We start from the raw sequence: 18,838 nt of genomic DNA on the forward strand, positions 1-18,838 counted from the left end.
TCAACACAGGTTGACAGACACCTGGTCGTCAACTTACGTTGACGGCATGTCCGACGACCTCATGACCGCCGCAGCCGGCGACGACCCCCGCGAGGGGCTGCTCGCCGTGCACTCCCTGCGCGAGCTGGCCGACCGCCTGGAGGCACTGCACGTCGAGCGCGCCCGTCGCCTCGGATGGTCCTGGGAGCAGATCGCGACCGTCCTCGGCGTCAGCCGCCAGGCGGTCCACAAGAAGTTCGGGAAGAGGTTCCGCTGATGTTCGAGCGATTCACCAAGGACGCGCGCAGCTCCGTCGTCCAGGCCCAGGACGAGGCCCGGCGCCTCGGCGCCGACCGCATCGACTCCGCCCACCTGCTGCTCGGCGCGGTGTCCGACCCCGCGTCCGTCGCGGCCCGGGCGCTCGCCACGCTCGGCGTCGACCACGACGGTCTCGTCACGACGGTCCGCGCCCTGCCGCACCGTTCCCTCGACGCCGACGCGCTCGCCGGCGTCGGCATCGACCTCGAGTCCGTGCGCGCGCAGGTCGAGGCGACGTTCGGGCCGGGGGCCCTCGACGAGCCCGCGGAGACCCGCGGCCGCAAGCACCTGCCGTTCGACAAGGACGCCAAGAAGGCGCTCCAGGTCGCGCTGCGTGAGGCGATCCGGTTCTCGTCCAACCGGATCGACACCGGCCACCTGCTGCTCGCCCTCGCCCGGCTCGACGGGACGCCCGGTCAGCGGGCGCTGGAGGCCGCCGGTCACGGCCGCGACGAGCTCGAGCGGGCCGTCGTCGCCGCCTGGGCCGACACCACCGCCGCCTGAAGGCCGGGCCGGTGCCGACGGTCGCGCGTCCGAGCCTCGTGCGGGCGCTGGTGCTCGGGCTCGGCCCCGGACCGTGGGCCTACAGCTTGACGACCGGCGAGTACCGCAGCAGGAGCCGCTTGGTGCCCTCGGAGCCGAAGTCGACCTTGACGACCGCGTTCGGTCCGGCCCCCTCCAGCGCGACGACCGTGCCCAGGCCGTACGAGTCGTGCGTGACCCGGTCGCCGATCGCCAGGTTCGGGATCGCCGAGTCCGGCCGCGGCTTCGCGGAACCGAACGTCGCGCCCGTCGACGGCAGCGCGGGCCGCGACTCGCGCTCCGACCTGCCACCCGAGCCGTACCCGCCCGACCCGGACCCCGAGCCACGGGAGCCGTACCCCGAGCCGTTGCCGCCCGACCCCGACCGCCCGCCCGAACCGAAGCCCGACCCCCACCCGCCGCGCAGCTGCGACGTCGACGACTCACGCCGCCGCCAGTCGATGAGCTCGTCGGGCAGGTCGTCGAGGAACCGGCTGGGCGGGAACTCGTTGGGCACGCCCCACGCCGTACGGACGGCGGCCCGCGAGATGTACAACCGCTCCCGCGCCCGCGTCAGCCCGACGTAGGCGAGCCGCCGCTCCTCCGCGAGCTGGTCGGTGTCGGTCAGCGACCTCATGTGCGGGAACGTGCCGTCCTCCATGCCGGTGAGGAACACGACGGGGAACTCGAGGCCCTTCGCGGTGTGCAGCGTCATCAGCGTGATCACGCCCTGGTCCGCGGGCTTCTCGGCACCGTCCTCGTCGTCGCCGCCGTCGGGCGTCGGGATCTGGTCGGAGTCCGCGACGAGCGAGACGCGCTCGAGGAAGTCGGCCAGGTCGCCGTCCGGCTCGCTCTGCTCGAACTCCGAGGCCACGGCGTGCAGCTCGGCGAGGTTCTCGACGCGCGACGCGTCCTGCGGGTCCTCGCTCGCGCGCAGCTCCGCGAGGTAGCCGGAGCGGTCCAGCACCGCGCCGAGGACCTCCGCCGGCCCGGACGTCGAGGCCAGCACCCGCAGGTCCGTCATCATGTCGGCGAACGCCTGCAGGCCGGTCACCGCGCGCGTGCCCAGGCCGGGCACCTCGTCGAGCCGGTCGAGGGCCGCGCCGAACGAGATGCGCTCGCGCTCCGCGAAGCTCGACACCATCGCCTCGGACCGGTCCCCCAGCCCGCGCTTCGGGACGTTGAGGATGCGGCGCACGTTCACGTCGTCGTCCGGGTTCGCGATCGCCCGCAGGTAGGCGACGGCGTCCTTGATCTCGCGCCGCTCGTAGAACCGCGTGCCGCCGACCACCTTGTACGGCAGCCCGACGCGGATCAGCACCTCCTCGAGCGCCCGGGACTGGGCGTTCGCGCGGTAGAAGATCGCGACGTCCCCCGGCCGCACCCCGTCGGAGTCGCCGAGCCGGTCGATCTCCTGCGCGACGAACCGCGCCTCCTCGTGCTCGGTGTCGGCGACGTAGGCGACGATCTGCGCGCCCTGGCCCGAGTCGGTCCACAGCCGCTTGGGCTTGCGGCCCGGGTTGCGGCTGATGACCGCGTTGGCGGCCGAGAGGATCGTCTGCGTGGAGCGGTAGTTCTGCTCGAGCAGGATCGTGCGCGCGTCCGGGTAGTCGGCCTCGAACTCCATGATGTTGCGGATCGACGCCCCGCGGAACGCGTAGATCGACTGGTCGGCGTCGCCGACGACCGTGAGCTCGCCGCGCGGCACGTCGTCGCCCGCGTCGGCCGTCGCGACCTCGTCCACCGCGACGGGCGCCGTGCTCTGCACCCCGACCAGCTCGCGGACCAGCACGTACTGCGCGTGGTTCGTGTCCTGGTACTCGTCGACGAGCACGTGGCGGAAGCGGCGCCGGTAGTGCTCCGCGACCGCCGGGAACGCCTGCAGCAGGTGCACCGTCGTCATGATGAGGTCGTCGAAGTCGAGCGCGTGCGCCTGCCGCAGCCGCGCCTGGTACCTCGTGTAGACCTGCGCGAGCGCCGCGTCGAAGTCGTTGGTCGCTCCCCCGCCCGACGTCGCGGCGAACTGCTCGGGGTCCACGAGCTCGTCCTTGAGCGCGGAGATCTTGTTCGCGAGCGCCTTCGCCGGGTACCGCTTGGGGTCGAGGTCCAGCTCGCGGGCGACGAGCGTGAGCAGCCGCTGGGAGTCCGCGGCGTCGTAGATCGAGAAGCTCGACCGCAGCCCCAGCGTGGCGGCCTCGCGGCGCAGGATCCGCACGCACGCCGAGTGGAACGTGGACACCCACATGTGGCGCGCGGACGGGCCGACGAGCTGCTCGACGCGCTCGCGCATCTCGGCGGCGGCCTTGTTGGTGAACGTGATGGCGAGGACCTCGCCGGGCCGCGCCCGACGGGTGGCGAGCAGGTGCGCGATGCGGTGCGCCAGGACGCGGGTCTTGCCGGAGCCCGCGCCGGCGACGATGAGCAGCGGCCCGCCGTGGTGCACGACCGCGTCCCGCTGCTGCGGGTTCAGCCCGACGAGCAGGGCGTCGGCGGCGGCCTGGCGACGGGCCAGCCGCTCCTCGTCGTCCTCCTGGGCGCGCTCGTCCTGCGGGCGCGGGGCGACGACGGTGGGCAGGCCGGAGGGCTCCCCCGTGTGCGCGCCGGGGCGGGTTCCGGTGCCGCCGGCTGTGCCGGGACCGGCGCCGGGCAGGCCCGCCTGCGGGAGGCCGGGCAGAGGCAGGGCGAGGTTCTCGAAGAGCGACGTCATGGCACCACCAGAGTAGGCGTCACGTCCGACATCCCGGCGCGCCGACACCGTGGGCGGACTGTCCGACCGGTCACGTGACGAGCAGCCCGACGACCCACGCCGCGGTGCTCACGAGGGCCCCGGCGAGCTCCACGAGGATCGTCAGCCCGGTGGCCTGCAGCGCCGCGACCGTCGCCCGCCAGGCCGTCGTGCCGTCACGCAGGCGGACCAGCTCGGCGAGGTACGTGCCCAGCAGGAAGCCGACAGGAAGCCCGACGACGGGGATGACGAAGAACCCGACGATGCCCGCGAGCCCGCCCCAGATCATCGTGGAGGAGGGCACACCGGCCCGTTTGAGGTGCCGGCCGGCCAGGAGGTACTTCCCGACCTCTGCGGCCACGGTCGCCAGGACCGCGACGACGACGACGGTCCAGCCCGCGACGCCTCCCGTGACGACGCCCCACACGACGACCGCGCCCAGCACGAGCAGCGCGCCGGGCAGCACCTGGACGACAACGCCGACCAGGCCGACCGCGACCACGACACCGACGAGGACCTCACCGAGCGGGCTCACGGACGCCGACCCTAGCGCCCGGGTCGGCGTCCACGAGGACGCACGCTCAGCGCCAGAGCACCGCGATCGCGATGTTGACGACGGTCAGGCCGGCGATCGAGCCGACGAGCCCGCGGGTGACCTTCTCCGGGCGACGCGTGCCGTAGATCACGAGCCCGGTCACCACGAGCGCGACGACCAGCTTGACCGCGATCTTCGTGGTGTTGAGCTCGTAGCTCAGGACGTCGGTCGACTCGGCGATCCCGACCATCAGGATGCCCGTGACCAGCGCCGTGAGGATGCCGTGCAGCACGCCGGTCGCGATCTTCGGGGTGCGCAGGTTGACGAGCGTGCCGCCGAGCACGATGGCCCAGCCGATCAGGTGGAGGACGACGAGGAGGTGGTAGAGGAAGTCCATGACGTCACCTTACGCGATCTGACACCGTGTCAGATAAGTATCAGAGCAGGCGCCGCGCCGCCGCCCAGCGGGTCAGCTCGTGCCGGCTCGACAGCTGCAGCTTGCGCAGCACCGCCGACACGTGCGTCTCGACCGTCTTGATCGAGATGAACAGCTCCGAGGCCACCTCGCGGTAGGAGTACCCGCGCGCGATCAGGCGCATCACCTCCCGCTCGCGGGCCGAGAGCCGGTCCAGCTCGTCGTCGCCCGTCGCGACGTCCCCCGCCGCCGCACCGAACGCGTCGAGCACGAAACCCGCGAGCCGCGGCGAGAACACCGCGTCACCGCCCGCGACCCGCAGCACCGCGTCCGACAGGGCCGTCCCGTCGATCGCCTTCGTCACGTAGCCCCGCGCGCCCGCGCGGATCACGGCCACGACGTCCTCCGCCGAGTCCGACACCGACAGCGCCAGGAACCGGGTGTGCGTCGCGACGTCCGCGCACGCCTTGATGACCTCCGCGCCACCGCCGCCGTCACCGCCCGGCAGGTGCACGTCGAGCAGCACGACCGGCGGCTGCAGCTGGTGCACCACCGCGATCGCCGAGTCCACCGTGTCCGCCTCGCCGACCACCCGGACCCGCGCGTCCAGCGACGCGAGCACCCCGGTGCGGAACAGGTGGTGGTCGTCGACCAGCACCACGTCGACCGGCACGTCGACCTGCCCGGCCGGGACCGTCGGGACCTCGCCGCTCATCGTGCGCCTCCTTCGTCGTCCGCCGGGGGCACCGGCGGCTGTGGCTGCGGGCCGGGACCGCCGACCGGCACCTGCGTGGGCTCCGGGACCGTCGCCGGCGGGTGCTCCTGCACCGGTTCGCCGGGTGCCGTCGTCGACCGTACCGGCACCCGGAGGTGCACCTCGGTGCCACGACCGGGCCGGCAAGTCACGGTGGCCGTCCCCCCGCGCCGGCGGACCCGGCCCATGATCGACTCCCGCACCCCGAACCGGTCCGGCCCGATGCTCTCGACGTCGAACCCGTCGCCGTGGTCCCGCACGAACACCTCGACCTCGGCCGTGCCGACCTCCAGGTAGAGCGACACCGGGGGCCGGCCGTGCACCACCGCGTTGACGAGCGCCTCCCGGGTCGCCTGGATCAGGGCCTCCGTGTCCGCGTCCGGCACCCGGTCGCCCACGAGGACCGCCTCGACCGCCACCGGGTCGCCGCTCGGCCCGGACCTCGAGTCCTCGACCTCCGCGACCACGCCCCGCACGGCCGCCGCGAGCGATGTACCAGGGGCGGGTCGCTCGTCGTACATCCACTCGCGCAGCTCGCGCTCCTGCGCGCGGGCCATCCGGGCGACCTCCGCCGGGTCGTCCGCGCGCGCCCGGATGAGCGCCAGCGTCTGCAGCACCGAGTCGTGCAGGTGGGCCGCGATGTCGGCCCGCTCCGACTCGCGGGCACGGGCGGCCCGCTCGTCGCCCAGCTCACGCACCAGCCGCAGCCACCACGGCGCGAGTACCAGGCCCGCCCCGACGATCACGGCGACCGCCGCGACGACGGCCTGCACCAGCACGCCCGCCTCGACGCCCCGGCCCGTGCCCTCCCCGACGAGCAGGAGCACACCGGCACCCGCCAGCACGAGACCACCGACCAGCCGCAGCACGCTCACGGGCGTGCGCCCACCGGCCCGCTCTCGCAGCCGGCCGCGCTGCACCGCGTCGAGGTTGCTCCACGCGAGCCCGACACCCGCCAGCACCACGAGCACGGGCAGCAGCCACTGCAGGTTGAGGTCCGCGCCCGAGCGCATCGCGATCAGCAACGCGGCACCGACGACGAGGACGACCCCGACCGCGATGTCCGTGAGCGGCAGCCGCCGGCCGGGCTGGACGATGCCCTGCCTGGTCGCGAGGCGCGAGACCGCGCTCGGCCGGGCCAGCCGTGCGGCGTCCGCCGGGTCCCCGGCCGGCACCGTGAGCCACCAGAACACGTAGAGGAACACGCCCGCACCCGCGAGCGGCGTCAGCAGCACGAACGCGAGCCGCACGAGCGCCACCGGGGCGTGCAGATGGGCGGCCAGACCCGTCGCGACGCCGCCGAACCAGCGTCCGTGGTCCGGACGGCGCAGCGGCAGCCGGGTCGTCGGCGGCGTGCCGGCGGGCGGGCTCCATGTGGGGTGCACGGACCGATCGTCACACGCCCGGAGCCGCTCAGGGCCCGATCGGGGCGGACTTCAGGGACGCGGGCCCGCACGTTCAGGGTCGGTTCAGGGTGGCACCCGATGCCGCGCACGGGGGCCCGGCGGGCACGATCGAGACATGAACACGACCCCCTCTGCCGAGGAACCCGCCGGCGCCACCGCCGGACCCGGCGCCGGTCCGACGGCGCCACCGGCCGGGAGCACCGGCCCCGCACCCGGGACGCCGGGCGGCTACGCCCCGTACGCCCCGTACGGCCCGTACCCGGCGTCCGGCCCGGCGCGACCGGCCGGCGAGAACAGCTTCTTCACCGGCATCCGCCGCACGGGGCTGTTCCGCGGCGACGACCGCTGGATCGGCGGTGTGTGCGACGGCGTCGCACGGCGCTTCGGTCTCGACCCGTTGCTCGTCCGGGGCCTGTTCGCCGTGACCGTCCTGCTCGGCGGGCTCGGGCTCATCGTGTACGGCGTCGCCTGGGCTCTCCTGCCGGAGCAGCGTGACGGCCGGATCCACCTCGAGGAGATGATCGCGGGCCGCTTCGACGTCGCCCTGCTCGGGGCGTTGGCGTTCGTGCTCGTCGGGTTCGGCCGCGGCGACTCGTGGTTCTGGTTCTGGAACGGCCCGCCGGGATGGATCCAGGCGATGCTGTGGCTCGCGTTCGTCGTCGGCGGCATCGCGCTCGTCGTCGTCGCCCTCAACCGCCGTCAGCCCGTCGCGCCGCGGGCTGCCGGGTACCCGCCGTACGGCCCCGCCGGCACCGCGGCGACCGGCACCGCACCCACCGCCGCGCCCGCCGGGACGGGCCCGTGGACCGGTGCGCCGGCCGCCGCACCCCCGGCCCCGACGTACGCCGCGCCGACCGCCACGACGGCTCCGTTCGCCGCCGCGGCCGCCGCCTACCCGTCGACGGCCCCTCCGGTGACGTACCCGACGGGCTCCCCCGTCGGCGGCTACGGCCCGGCCTCGACGGGTGGCCCCGGCACACCGCCACCGCCCTACGGCCCGGCCACCGGTGCCCGGCCGACCCCACCGCCGGCCCCGGTCAAAGCACCGAAGCCGCCGAAGCCCCCGCGCTCCGGCCCCGGCGTCGCGATGGTCGGCATCGTCGTCGCGCTCAGCCTGCTCGGCCTCGCGGTCCTGCTGCTCGCGGAGCGCAGCGGCGACTTCGACGGGCCCGTGCTGCTCACGGCGCTCGGGGTCGCGATCGTCCTCGCCGGGCTCGGCATCATCGTCTCCGGCCTGCGGGGCCGCACGAGCGGCACGCTCGGGTTCCTCGCCATCGTCGCGATCCTCGTCGCCGGACCCGTGGGCGCCAGCGCCGGCGTCGGCGAGTGGTGGTGGACCGACGGCGCGCACCGCACGTTCAGCGCCACCTCCGTCGAGGTGCCCGACCGTGTCACCGCCGCCCGCGGCTACAACCTCGGCTTCGGGGACGTGACGGTCGACCTCACGCAGATCACGCTCACGTCGGAGACCCTCGACGTGCCCGTCTCGCTCGGCGCGGGCGACCTCACGATCGTCGTCCCGGACGACGCCGGCGTGGTCGCGGACGTCCGGATCGGCGCCGGGAGCATGACGTGGGACGTGGACGGCGAGCACACGCAGCACGACGGGGTCGGCCTCGGCACCGTCACCTACTCGAACGACCAGGCCGACGGTGGGACGCCGCAGCTGCACCTGCACGTCGGTGTCGGCGCCGGCGACGTCCTGATCACGGAGGAGAACCGATGAGCACCAAGAAGTCCCGGCCGGACGACGGCACGGACCCGCGGCCGGACGAGGACGCGACCGCCGTGCTCCCCCCGGTCGACGAGCCGGCCGAGGCCACGGCCGACGGGCAGGACGAACCGACCGCCGTCCTCCCCGCCGTGGACGACGCCCCCGGTGCCGTGCCGGACGCGCAGGAGGGCCCGTCCGGCACGGCACCGGCACCCGACGAGGAGCCGCTCGACGGCGACGTCGAGGCACCCGCGGCCGACCTGGCCGAGCCGACGGACCAGCCGACGCTCGTCCTGGCGGGCGACGGCTCCACGGTCGTCTTCCCCGAGCCGTCCGACGACGCACCGGAGCCGCCCGTGGACGACACGGTCCCGCTCGCCGCCGCAGCGCAGGCCGCCCGGCCGAGCCCCCAGCCGGCCGCCACGTCGACCGCGTACACCGCGTACACCGCGCAGCCGGAGCCCGCTCCCGCCGTCGCGCCGCCGACCGCACCGCCGACCGCGCTGCCTGTCGCGCCGGCCCGGCCGCGCCCCCGCCTGCGGGTCAGCACGGTCGTGTGGGGGCTCGTCATCGCGACGATCGGCGTGGGCATCCTCGCGTGGGCGTCGGGATTCTCGATCGACCTGCAGCTGTCCGTGATCGTGCTGCTCGCCGCGGCGGGCACGGCCCTGCTCGTCGGGTCGATCGTCTCGGGGGCGCGCAGCTCCCGGCACTGACCGGCAACGCCCGAGGCCCGGTCCCCGTCGTCGGGGCCGGGCCTCGGGCGTGAGCGTGCAGGCTCAGGCCGCCGGCGCGGGAGCCGCCTCCGTCACGCCCGGCGTGGTCTCGACGACCACCTTCTTGCCGCCGATGGCCCTCAGGGCCCAGCCGATGAGGACCAGCACGATCCCGGTGCCGACCACCAGGAGCCCGACCCCGAACGCCACGACCGACGTGAACAGCGACGCCCGCAGGAACGACGCCGTCATGACGGTCGACCGGGTCGGGTCGTCCTGCGGGAGCTCGGCGTACGTCTTGCCGCCGGACGCCTTGAGCGCGTGCGTGTTGATGATGTCCGCCTGGACCCACGCCTCCCACGGGGTGTCGACGAGCTGGCCCTGGAAGGCGCTCGCGTCGTCGGACACGGTGATCTTCTCGGCCGCGAGGTTGCTCGAGACGGCCCCCCACGTGACGGCACCGAGGATGATGTACACGACCCCGGCGATGATCGTCAGCAGCGCGAGGACCCGGACGGTCCCCGACTTGTCCCCCACAGCAGTTGTCGACATGTCTCCCCGATCCCCTTCTGTCCCCACAGCCAGGGTCCGGTGCTCCGGACCCGGTCACCCGGCGAGCTCACGAGAGAAGCGTCCTTGCAGATCGACTGTAGCGACGCAGGTCGGGACGCACCCGACGAAGGGGACGAAAGCGCTGCGGCGAGTCGCGTGCCTCAGGCGAGCGACCGGGCGCGGGCGTACTCGCCCTCGGCGCGCGCGAGCACGTCGGTCCACCCGAACGCGGGCCGCACCGCCCGGTTGTGGGCGAGGATCCCGTCGAGCAGCCGACGGTCGCGCGCGAGGTGCACGACGGCCTCCGTCATCTCCGCGTCGTCGGCGACGAGGAGGCCGTCGACGCCGTCCTCGACGAACTCCGCGACCCCCGTGCCCCGGCGGGCGACCACGGCGAGGCCGGCCGTCCGCGCCTCGAGCGCGGCGATGCCGAACGCCTCGAGCTCGGCGACGGCGAGGAACACGTCGGCGTCGCGGTACGCGTCCCGGACCGCGGGACGCGTGAGGCGGCCGCGAAGGTCCACGACCTGCTGCAGCCGCGTCCGGGCGACCGTCGCCCGGACCCGCGTGGCGGCGGGACCGGACCCGATGAGGGAGAGCCGGAGCGCCCCGCGGGGCAGCCGGTCGCGTGCCGCGGCGACGAGCTCGATCAGCGGGACGGCGCGCTTGCGTGGGGCCAGCCGCATCGTCGCGACCAGCCGCAGCGGACCGGCGTCGGCGTCGGTGTCGGCCGGCGGGACGTCCTCGACGGGCTCGTCGGGCGCCCACGCCTCCAGGTCGAGCCCGTTCGGCAGGATCTCGACGGGCGCGTCGAACACCCGCCGCACGCGTTCGGCGGCGACCGCGCTCACCGCGCTGAGCGCCGCCCGCGGGTGGGACCAGTGCGTGCGGTGCACCGCGGACCGCAGCGCGGGGATCACGCCGTCGAGCATGCAGTGCCACGTGATCGCGGTGGGGAGGCCGCGTTCGAGGGCGAGCCGCGACCCGTCGAACGCGAACGGCGACACGAGCCCCGCGTGCACGTGCACGACGTCGGGCTCCAGGGCGGCGTACGCGTCACGGAGCAGCCGCGGCCCGGCGGGGTTGACGGGCAGGTCGAACGGGATGCGGGCACCGAGCCGGTGGACGTGCACGCCGTCCTCGAGGTCGACGACACCGCCGCGCTCCCCCGCGGCACCGAGGGTCGCCGTCAGGACGTGCACCTCGTGGCCGGCGGCCCGCTGCCGAGAGGCCAGGTCCGCCACCTGGGACTCGATCCCTCCGGTCCTCGGGGCGTAGCAGTCGGAGACGTGGACGATCCGCACCGCGACAGGCTAACCGCGAGCCGGTCGACGCACGGCCGGGACGCGCGTCACCGGGCGGCCGCGTCCTCGACCGCCGCGAGGGCCTGCCGGTGCACGCGGCGCTCCAGCACGAACGACATCACCGGCACCACACCGGCGGCAGCGAGCGCCGCGAGCCGGCCCAGGCGCCACCGCATCGTGGACCACAGGTCGACCACGGTGACGAGGTACACGACGTAGATCCACCCGTGCGCGAACGCCACCCACGTGCCGATCACCGGCTTCGGCGAGCCGTCCGCGTCGAGCCCGTTCACCTGGAGCACGTACTTGAGGACGATCTCCACGCAGAGCAGCAGCAGCATCGTGCCGGTGATCCACGCCATGACCCGGTACCGGGCGAGCGCACCGCGCGCGCGGCGGGCCCAGGGGTCGACGGGTGCGGTGCTCACGGGCGTGGGGCCGCCGGTCGGTGTCTCGGTCACGGGTGGATGTCCTCTCGTCGTCCCGACGATTGTCGCCCATCCCGGACCCGTCCCGGACCCGTCCCGGGTCAGCCGGGGCCGGCCCGGCATCAGCCCGGGATCAGCTCAGCGTCAGGGTGCGCAGCGCGGCCAGCGACGTCGAGGAGTCCAGCTCACCGGCGGGCGCGAACGCGATCGCGTACACCACCGCGCCGTCGTCGGAGCCCACCATGAGCGAGAGGGCGTCGACCTCGACCGTGCCGCCGGCCGCGAGCGGCACGGTCTCCGTCCAGGTGGAGACCACGGACTCGTCCGAGCCCGGCCACTCGACGGGGCTGCGCACGTAGTCGTGCACGGACTGGTCGGCCTTCTTGAGGTTCTCGGTGGACCACGACTGCTCGAGCACACCGGCCGCGGCGTCCTCCTGCCACGTCACCTGCAGCGCGGGGAGCCCCTGCTCGTCGCCGTCGGGCAGGCGGAGCAGCACCTGCTCGGCCCCCTCGACGTCGACCGTGCCCGGCTCGCTCGTCGTCCCCTCCGGGACGGTCACCGTCGCGACCGAGCCGATGCTCTGCTCGTCGCCGTCGGCCGTGGCCGGCGTCAGGTCGGACGGCGGGCCCGTCGGCGCCGTCGCGGGGCGTGCCGAGGACGACGCCGACGGGGAGCCCGTCCCCGCCGAGCACCCGCTCGTCGAGAGGAGGCCCACGACGGCCACCGCCACCAGCGCCACGGCCGTGCGCGGCCTCACGCGGTGCACTCCGCCCACGAGCGCCATCCCTGTCCGTCCCACCAGTACCCCTTCTCCGAGCTCACGTTGTCCGTCGAGTTCTTGAACGACGCGCCGAGCTCCAGCGGGCCGAACTCGCCCCCGCCCTGGATGCCGAACGACGTGTTCGACGACGAGTTCACGTCCTGCTTCGTCAGCACGCCGCGGTCCCGGGCGGCCTGCGTGAACGTCGCCAGCGCATCGTAGGCGCCCCGGACCTGGTCGACCGCCGTGCCGTTCGGCATGATGCCGGTCGCGCGGAGCAGGTCGCCGGCGATGCGGGACGTCTCGGGGCCGGTCAGGTCGACGGTCGCGGTGAAGAGCCGGCCGTTCGACGACTGCGGCTCGCCCAGCGACCCGGTGAAGACCGTCGACGCCGCGGCCTGCGCGTCGCCGACCGCGAGGCCCTGCGTGGTGACACGCACCGGGACGCCGTCCTTGCCGATGGTCACGGCCACGAGGACCTTGATCTTGCCCTCGGCCTGGCCGATGCCGCCGTGGACGGGCGCGAACCCGACGTTCTCCGACGCGGAACCGTCGATCTGCTCCGTGTAGTACAGGGTCGTCTCACCCGTCTTGACGTTCACGCGCGAGCCGATCGCGGTCGCCACGTTGACCTCGGCGGACGCACCGGAGACGACGCTCGCCGCGTTCGCGCTGCCGGTGCCGCCGATGCCGGCCTGCCCGTAGATCTCCGTCGGCTCCGGCGGCGAGTACGAGTCGCCCGTCAGCCAGTTCCACACGCCGTGCGCGGCCCACGTGGCGCCGCTGCCGATAGCCCCCAGCGGCGTCGACGACATCGCCGACTGCACCGACGCCCAGTTGCGCTCCTCCTTGAGGTAGTCGACGAGCTTGTTCTTGCCCGCCTCGTCGACCACCCACGTCGCGCCGCCGGCGGCCTCCACGTAGCCGGCGAGCTGCGCCTCGGCGTCCCCGCCGAACTGGTGGTCGTCGATCGTGATGCTCGCCCCGGCACCGACGCCGACCTGGGCGCCCGCGCCGCCGCTGCCCTCCGCGGAGACGCGGAACGTGCCGTCCGAGAGCTTCTCGACCCGGATCGTGCCGCCGCCCTTCACCGTCACGAAGACGACGTCGAGGCTCGCGGCGCGCACGTCGTTGTCGGTGCTCAGCACGCAGGGGTCCTTCGGCTTGTGGCTCTCCGCCGACGGGCTGACCATCGCGCCGCAGCCGCCCTGGCCGAGCGTCACGATGCGGCACAGCGCGACCCGCAGGTTGTCGGTGAACCACCCGCCCGCGGGCGAGAGCACCAGCAGCAGGGTGCCGATGAGCAGCACCGCGACGGTCGTCACGCCCACCGACTCCAGGCTCGCCGAACCGGCGTCACCGTACGAGCGGGCGCCGGCGAGCGCACCGCCCCGCTCGAAGTCGACCGGTGCGGGAGCGTCGTACGAGGTCCGCGGCGCCTCGCGGGGCGGCACGACCGCGGCACCGAGCGCGGGCAGCCCGAGCCACGTGACCGCTCCGACGATGACCGCCTGGCCCGTGATCCCGCCCTGCGCGGTCGCCGCGGCGGCTGCCGCACCGAGCACGAGCACCAGGACGAGACCGCAGCCGCCGGCGGTCAGCACGGTCGACATGGCCGAGCCCCGGCTGCGCAGCCCGCGACGACGCCGCACGAGCAGCGCGACCGCGGCGCCCAGCAGCAGCATGATCACCGCCTGCGCCGCGATCACGACGAGCGCGGTCACGACCGGCCCCGCCGCCACCAGCATCCCGGAGAGCGCCGGCACGGCCACCAGGAACACGGCGAAGTAGCTCACCACCCCGCCGATGGCACCCGTGGCGGCTGCCCTCACGTCGATCGGCTCCACGCCGCACCTCCCTGTCCTCGCGGACAAGGTAGCCAGCGGCGACGCCCGCGCGACGGGCTCGGTGACCCTCGACGGGCGGCCGGCGTGGGCCCACGGGCCCACCCTGCCGGCCCAGGTCAGCCGGTCGAGTCAGCGGCTCGGAGCCGTCACTCCCACTCGATGGTGCCCGGCGGCTTGCTCGTGACGTCGAGGACGACCCGGTTGACCTCCGGCACCTCGTTCGTGATGCGGGTGGAGATCGTGGCGAGCACGTCGTACGGCAGGCGCGTCCAGTCGGCCGTCATCGCGTCCTCCGACGACACCGGGCGCAGCACGACCGGGTGGCCGTACGTCCGGCCGTCGCCCTGCACGCCGACCGAGCGGACGTCCGCGAGCAGCACCACCGGGCACTGCCAGATGTCCCGGTCCAGGCCGGCCCGCGTCAGCTCCTCGCGGGCGATCACGTCGGCGGCGCGCAGCACGTCGAGCCGCTCCTGCGTGACCTCGCCGATGATCCGGATGCCGAGGCCCGGTCCCGGGAACGGCTGGCGCCAGACGATCCCCTCCGGCACGCCGAGCTCCAGACCGACGGCCCGCACCTCGTCCTTGAACAGCGCACGCAACGGCTCGACGAGCTCGAACTGCAGGTCGTCGGGCAGGCCGCCCACGTTGTGGTGCGACTTGATGTTCGCGGCACCCTCGCCGCCGCCCGACTCCACGACGTCCGGGTACAGGGTGCCCTGCACGAGGAACTTCACCTCGCCGCTGGGCCCGCTCCGCTCACTTGCGTCGGCGACGACCTCCCGTGCCGCGTCCTCGAACACGCGGATGAACTCGCGGCCGATGATCTTGCGCTTCGTCTCCGGGTCCGTGTGGCCCGCGAGCGCGCGCAGGAACCGGTCACGCGCGTCGACGACCTTGAGCTGCACGCCCGTCGCGGCGACGAAGTCCTTCTCGACCTGCTCGGCCTCGCCGGTGCGCAGCAGCCCGTGGTCGACGAAGACGCAGGTCAGCTGGTCCCCGACGGCCTTCTGCACGAGCGCGGCCGCGACCGACGAGTCGACCCCGCCCGACAGCCCGCAGATCACGCGCGCGTCGCCCACCTGGGCCCGGATGCGTGCCACCTGCTCGGCGACGACGTTGCCCGGGTTCCAGTCGGGCGCCAGCCCCGCACCCTCGTAGAGGAAGTTCTCGAGCGCCTTCTGGCCGAGCGGCGAGTGCTTGACCTCCGGGTGCCACTGCACGCCGAACAGGCGGCGGCTGCGGTCCTCGAACGCGGCGACCGGGCTGCCCGCGCTCGTCGCGAGCACGTCGAACCCGGCGGGGGCCGCGTGCACCGCGTCGCCGTGGCTCATCCAGACGGTCTGCTGCTGCGGGCTGCCCGACAGGACCGTGCCCGCCTCGGTGATCTCGACCGCGGTGCCGCCGTACTCGCGCTGGCCGGTCTGCGCGACGGTGCCACCGAGGGCCTGCGCCATCGCCTGGAAGCCGTAGCAGATGCCGAGCACCGGCACGCCGGCCTCGAACAGCGACGGGTCGACGAACGGCGCGCCGTCGGCGTACACGGACGACGGACCGCCCGACAGGATGATCGCGGCCGGGTCCTTCGCGAGCAGGTCCGCGACGGAGGCCGTGTGCGGGACGATCTCGGAGTACACGTTCGCCTCCCGGACCCGCCGCGCGATGAGCTGCGCGTACTGGGCGCCGAAGTCGACGACGAGGACCGGACGGTGGGCGGGGGACGGTGGCTCAGGCGTCTGGGTCACGCCCCCAGGGTAGTCGTCGCGCGAGGACGTCCGGACAGCCGTCCCACGACTCCCCCGCGTGCCCGGCCCCGGTACTGTGCGCGCGAGGTCGGCGGCACCGCGCCGGCCACGGCGAGCTGGAGGACCGATGCCCGTACGGACGCTCGTCGTCGACGGTCGCGACGTCGCACCCGTCGTCGTCGCCGACTCCTACCTGGCGCGGCTGCGCGGCATGCTCGGACGCCGCCCGCTGCCGCCCGCGCTGCTGCTCGTCCCGGCGCGCTCCGTCCACGGCGTGGGCATGCGGGAGCCGCTCGACGTCGCCGCGATCGACGCGGCCGGCTCGGTGCTCGACGTGCGGGTCCTGCGGCCGTTCGGGCTGACGCCGACGATCCGCGGCGGCACCCAGGTGCTCGAGGCGCCCGTCGGCAGCTTCGGTCGCTGGGGCCTGGCCGTCGGTTCCGTCGTGACCCTCGGCGCCGGGTCGTCCTGACCGGTCAGTAGGCGGGCGTCGCGTCCGTGTCGAGCACCGCGATGCTGCCCTCGACCTGCTCCACCACGTCGCCGTACCGGACCGTAGGTGCCCGGCGACGACCGCCGGTGGGCACACCGGCCCGTCCGCCCGCCCGGCAGGCCCGGGCGACGGGCCCGTCCGGCTGGGCCCGTCCGGCTCGGCCTGTCCGGCTCGGCCCGCGGACCGGTCAGGAGACCAGTCGGGGCCTCAGGTCGGCGAGCTCGTCCTGGCCGTGGTCGACGAGGTCCCCGACGTCCGAGTCCGTGAGCGTGAACCCGTGGGCGCCGGAGCACGAGAGCCGGAACGACCACGGGCCGTAGATGGGCTCCGGCTCGAACGTCGGCGTCGGCGTCGGTGTCGGGGTGGGCGTCGGCGACGGCGTGGGCGTCGGCGTCGGCGTGGGCTCCGGCGGCTCGGTCCACCCGGTGATCGCACGGCCCGCGTCGATCTCACAGCTCGCCAGCTCGACCCCGAGCTGCGCGACACCGCGCGACCGCACCGGGCCGCCCTGCGGCGCCTGCTCGTCGAGGACGGCGTCCACCTGCACGCGGTCGCGGGTGGCGTCGTGGTGGTAGGACTCCACCGCGGCACCGTTGCGCACCGCGTACTGCGACGCACCGACGTACCCGCTGCCACCGGCGACGGACGTCGTGAACCGCCACGTCTCGTGCGTCCCCGTCAGCACCGCCGGACGCAGCGCGGACCTCGCGTCGCCGAGCTCCGTGACCGCCCGGTCGCGCGCCCCCACCGCCCCCGCCAGCGCCGCGGCGTCCGCGGCGGTCTGCGTGCGGCCCGACTGCTCCGTGGCCCGCAGCAGCGGGACGATCACGGCGAACAGCAGGAACAGCACGCCGACCACGACCGTCATGATGATGCCGCTCGCGGCCATCCCGTCGTCGCCGGCCGGGCGCCACCGGGCGCGCCCGGCCCCGAGGGACCGTGCGGTCATCGTCGCGTCACGGGCACGCCCTCGACGGCGGGGAACCCGGGGATCTCCACGGAGACCGTGGTCGTCGCGGCGTCGAGGGCCGGGAAGGTCGCGGACAGGAGCTGCCCGACCTCCGACATCTGCAGGGGGGCGGTCGCGCACGTGCAGATGCCCGCGTCGTGCGACGTGTCGCCCAGCCAGCCGACGAAGGGTCGCAGGCGCAGCCCCGCGTCGGGGTCCACGAGCGCGACGTCGCGGATGTCCCCGGCGAGCGGCCGCCACTTGTTGAACGCCGACATCTGCACGAGCGGGTCGGTGCCTGCGGTGTTCACGAGCGTGAACTTCACGACGGTGCTCGAGTCGTCGGCCACGACCGACGTCACGTCGATGCGGGCCGGCAGGGGGTGCGCGGGGTCCGGCACCGCGCCGTCGACCGAGCCCAGCACCGTCGAGGTGCCGAGGTCCGCGCCGAAGACGGCCTTCTGCAGCTCCTCACGGGTCATCGACGTGTTCTTCGCCGCCGACGACGAGCCCGACGGGGCCGACGTCGGCGACGGGTCGTCCTTGCCCGTGCATCCCGCCAGGAGCACGGCCACGAGCACCGCGCCCGTGAGCACGCCGGACCGGTTCATGCCGCTCATGAGTTCCCCCCGACGCCGTACACGATCGTGACGCGACGGTTGGCCTGCTTGCCCTCGTCCGTCGAGTTCGGCGCGACCGGCTCCGTCTCCCCCTTGCCGACACCGACGAACGTGACCTTCGTGCCCGAGATCGGCTGCAGGACCGCCAGGACGGACTGCGCGCGCTGCTCCGACAGGGTCTGGTTGAACGCGTCCGAGCCGTCGGAGTCGGTGTGACCGGTCACGACGACCTGCCCCGTGCCGCGCGCGGCGATGTCGGCCGCGACCGTCGCGAGCGTCTCGCTCGCCTGCGGCGTCAGCTCCGCCGACCCGGACGCGAACAGCACGTTCGCGTCGAGGGTCACCGCGACGTTCTCCGGCGACTCCAGGACCTTCGTCGCGCCGTCGAGCGCCTCCGTGCGGCGCGCGAGCGGGAACGTCCGCGTCGCCGGGTCGGCGGTGGCGAGCTCGGCGGCGGTCGGCAGCTTCGGCCAGCCCTCGCCGACGTACGGCGCGGGGTCCTTGCCGACCGGCTCGAGCGCGCCGTCCTCGACGGGGACCACGCCCGAGGCGGTCCCGTACGGCATGGTGACCTGCACCTCGGTCACGTCGGGCGGCAGCTCGGGGAACACGGCCCACGCGACCCGCAGCTCACCGCCCTCGGAGTCGAGGTCCGTCGTGAGCGTCGTGAACGTCGTCTCCGCGGAGGCCAGCGGGCGGTAGGCCGCCAGCCCGGCCGTGTCGACGAGCTGGACGTCGGTCGCGTGCAGGATCTTGTACGGGGACGAGGAGTCCGGGTACGCGAGCCACCCCTCGAACGGCTTCGGCGAGTCCCAGCCGATCGAGTAGTACAGGACCGTGCCGCCGTCGATGCGCCGCACGCCGTGCACCAGGCCGCGGATCGCCGGGTTCGTGTCCGTGTTGCGCTGGTGGTAGGCGAACGTGCCGAGGACCGGCACCTCCTGCCCGTCGACCTCGACGACCCCGGACGGCACGCCGCCCTCGTCTGCCGGCGCGCTCGCCCCGGACAGGAGCGTCGCCCCTGCCAGCGCGGCGACGACCATCGCGACCATG

General features: G+C 74.4%; 19 protein-coding genes. 5 read left to right on the forward strand and 14 right to left on the reverse strand.

The genetic code is table 11. The annotated features are described in order from the left end of the window. Positions 1-46: 46 nt before the first annotated feature. Entirely contained in the window at positions 47-256 is a 210-nt protein-coding gene (locus Cch01nite_RS00525; RefSeq protein WP_203747248.1) for an RNA polymerase subunit sigma-70, read from the forward strand. Then, positions 256-801 (forward strand): Clp protease N-terminal domain-containing protein, encoded by a 546-nt coding sequence (locus Cch01nite_RS00530; RefSeq protein WP_203747251.1) that lies wholly within the window; start codon positions 256-258, stop codon positions 799-801. Before Cch01nite_RS00525 ends, Cch01nite_RS00530 begins: the two co-directional genes overlap by 1 nt. 79 nt (positions 802-880) lie before the next feature. Here the strand turns inward: Cch01nite_RS00530 and pcrA are convergent, their stop codons facing one another. The 5 genes from pcrA to Cch01nite_RS00555 form a co-directional block, all read right to left on the reverse strand. Next, on the reverse strand, positions 881-3,526 hold the full coding sequence (gene pcrA, locus Cch01nite_RS00535; protein WP_203747253.1) for a DNA helicase PcrA: 2,646 nt from the start codon (positions 3,524-3,526) through the stop codon (positions 881-883). Between the two features lie 70 nt (positions 3,527-3,596). Continuing rightward, positions 3,597-4,079: a DUF456 domain-containing protein gene (locus tag Cch01nite_RS00540; RefSeq protein ID WP_203747255.1), complete on the reverse strand. Its 483-nt coding sequence runs from the start codon at positions 4,077-4,079 to the stop codon at positions 3,597-3,599. 46 nt (positions 4,080-4,125) lie between these two features. Continuing rightward, entirely contained in the window at positions 4,126-4,476 is a 351-nt protein-coding gene (locus Cch01nite_RS00545) for a hypothetical protein (protein ID WP_203747257.1), read from the reverse strand. A gap of 40 nt (positions 4,477-4,516) precedes the next feature. Further along, on the reverse strand, positions 4,517-5,209 hold the full coding sequence (locus Cch01nite_RS00550) for a LuxR C-terminal-related transcriptional regulator (RefSeq protein WP_203747259.1): 693 nt from the start codon (positions 5,207-5,209) through the stop codon (positions 4,517-4,519). Then, a complete protein-coding gene (locus tag Cch01nite_RS00555) occupies positions 5,206-6,633 on the reverse strand; it encodes an ATP-binding protein (RefSeq protein ID WP_203747261.1) in 1,428 nt (475 codons plus the stop codon). The genes Cch01nite_RS00550 and Cch01nite_RS00555 overlap by 4 nt, the downstream gene beginning before the upstream one ends. Before the next feature lie 136 nt (positions 6,634-6,769). Here Cch01nite_RS00555 and Cch01nite_RS00560 point away from each other — a divergent pair, with 136 nt between their 5' ends. Together Cch01nite_RS00560 and Cch01nite_RS00565 are read left to right on the forward strand one after the other, a co-directional pair. Beyond that, positions 6,770-8,380, forward strand: coding sequence for a PspC domain-containing protein (locus Cch01nite_RS00560; protein ID WP_203747262.1), 1,611 nt, complete (start codon positions 6,770-6,772; stop codon positions 8,378-8,380). Then, positions 8,377-9,084 carry a hypothetical protein gene (locus Cch01nite_RS00565; protein ID WP_203747263.1) on the forward strand — a complete coding sequence of 236 codons (708 nt, stop codon included), beginning with the start codon at positions 8,377-8,379 and terminating at the stop codon, positions 9,082-9,084. Before Cch01nite_RS00560 ends, Cch01nite_RS00565 begins: the two co-directional genes overlap by 4 nt. 63 nt (positions 9,085-9,147) lie before the next feature. Here Cch01nite_RS00565 and Cch01nite_RS00570 read toward each other — a convergent pair whose 3' ends face one another. The 6 genes from Cch01nite_RS00570 to guaA all read right to left on the reverse strand — a co-directional run bounded on the left by Cch01nite_RS00570 (position 9,148) and on the right by guaA (position 15,723). Beyond that, positions 9,148-9,636: an aromatic ring-opening dioxygenase LigA gene (locus Cch01nite_RS00570; protein WP_203747265.1), complete on the reverse strand. Its 489-nt coding sequence runs from the start codon at positions 9,634-9,636 to the stop codon at positions 9,148-9,150. 161 nt (positions 9,637-9,797) lie between these two features. Continuing rightward, on the reverse strand, positions 9,798-10,940 hold the full coding sequence (locus Cch01nite_RS00575; protein WP_203747266.1) for a glycosyltransferase family 4 protein: 1,143 nt from the start codon (positions 10,938-10,940) through the stop codon (positions 9,798-9,800). 47 nt (positions 10,941-10,987) lie between these two features. After that, positions 10,988-11,401 (reverse strand): DUF3817 domain-containing protein, encoded by a 414-nt coding sequence (locus Cch01nite_RS00580; protein ID WP_239069692.1) that lies wholly within the window; start codon positions 11,399-11,401, stop codon positions 10,988-10,990. Between the two features lie 100 nt (positions 11,402-11,501). Beyond that, on the reverse strand, positions 11,502-12,128 hold the full coding sequence (locus Cch01nite_RS00585; RefSeq protein WP_203747268.1) for a hypothetical protein: 627 nt from the start codon (positions 12,126-12,128) through the stop codon (positions 11,502-11,504). Further along, positions 12,125-13,978 carry a hypothetical protein gene (locus tag Cch01nite_RS00590; RefSeq protein WP_203747270.1) on the reverse strand — a complete coding sequence of 618 codons (1,854 nt, stop codon included), beginning with the start codon at positions 13,976-13,978 and terminating at the stop codon, positions 12,125-12,127. The genes Cch01nite_RS00585 and Cch01nite_RS00590 overlap by 4 nt, the downstream gene beginning before the upstream one ends. A gap of 146 nt (positions 13,979-14,124) precedes the next feature. Further along, the gene (gene guaA, locus Cch01nite_RS00595) at positions 14,125-15,723 is read right to left on the reverse strand and encodes a glutamine-hydrolyzing GMP synthase (RefSeq protein ID WP_203747273.1); all 1,599 of its coding nucleotides are present in this window, start codon (positions 15,721-15,723) and stop codon (positions 14,125-14,127) included. A gap of 127 nt (positions 15,724-15,850) precedes the next feature. Between guaA and Cch01nite_RS00600 the strand changes: the two genes are divergently transcribed. Then, entirely contained in the window at positions 15,851-16,195 is a 345-nt protein-coding gene (locus Cch01nite_RS00600) for a DUF192 domain-containing protein (RefSeq protein WP_203747276.1), read from the forward strand. A gap of 208 nt (positions 16,196-16,403) precedes the next feature. On the opposite strand, the gene Cch01nite_RS00605 is transcribed toward Cch01nite_RS00600, so the two are convergent. Genes Cch01nite_RS00605 through Cch01nite_RS00615 form a run of 3 tightly spaced genes read right to left on the reverse strand, consistent with a single transcriptional unit; the run spans position 16,404 to position 18,837 of the window. After that, positions 16,404-17,165 (reverse strand): hypothetical protein, encoded by a 762-nt coding sequence (locus Cch01nite_RS00605; RefSeq protein WP_203747277.1) that lies wholly within the window; start codon positions 17,163-17,165, stop codon positions 16,404-16,406. Beyond that, the gene (locus Cch01nite_RS00610; RefSeq protein ID WP_203747278.1) at positions 17,162-17,785 is read right to left on the reverse strand and encodes a hypothetical protein; all 624 of its coding nucleotides are present in this window, start codon (positions 17,783-17,785) and stop codon (positions 17,162-17,164) included. The genes Cch01nite_RS00605 and Cch01nite_RS00610 overlap by 4 nt, the downstream gene beginning before the upstream one ends. Then, a complete protein-coding gene (locus tag Cch01nite_RS00615; RefSeq protein WP_239069762.1) occupies positions 17,782-18,837 on the reverse strand; it encodes an OmpA family protein in 1,056 nt (351 codons plus the stop codon). Before Cch01nite_RS00615 ends, Cch01nite_RS00610 begins: the two co-directional genes overlap by 4 nt. Between the last annotated feature and the right edge of the window lies 1 nt (position 18,838).

Source organism: Cellulomonas chitinilytica, from assembly GCF_016862675.1.
Classification (GTDB): Bacteria; Actinomycetota; Actinomycetes; order Actinomycetales; family Cellulomonadaceae; genus Cellulomonas; species Cellulomonas chitinilytica.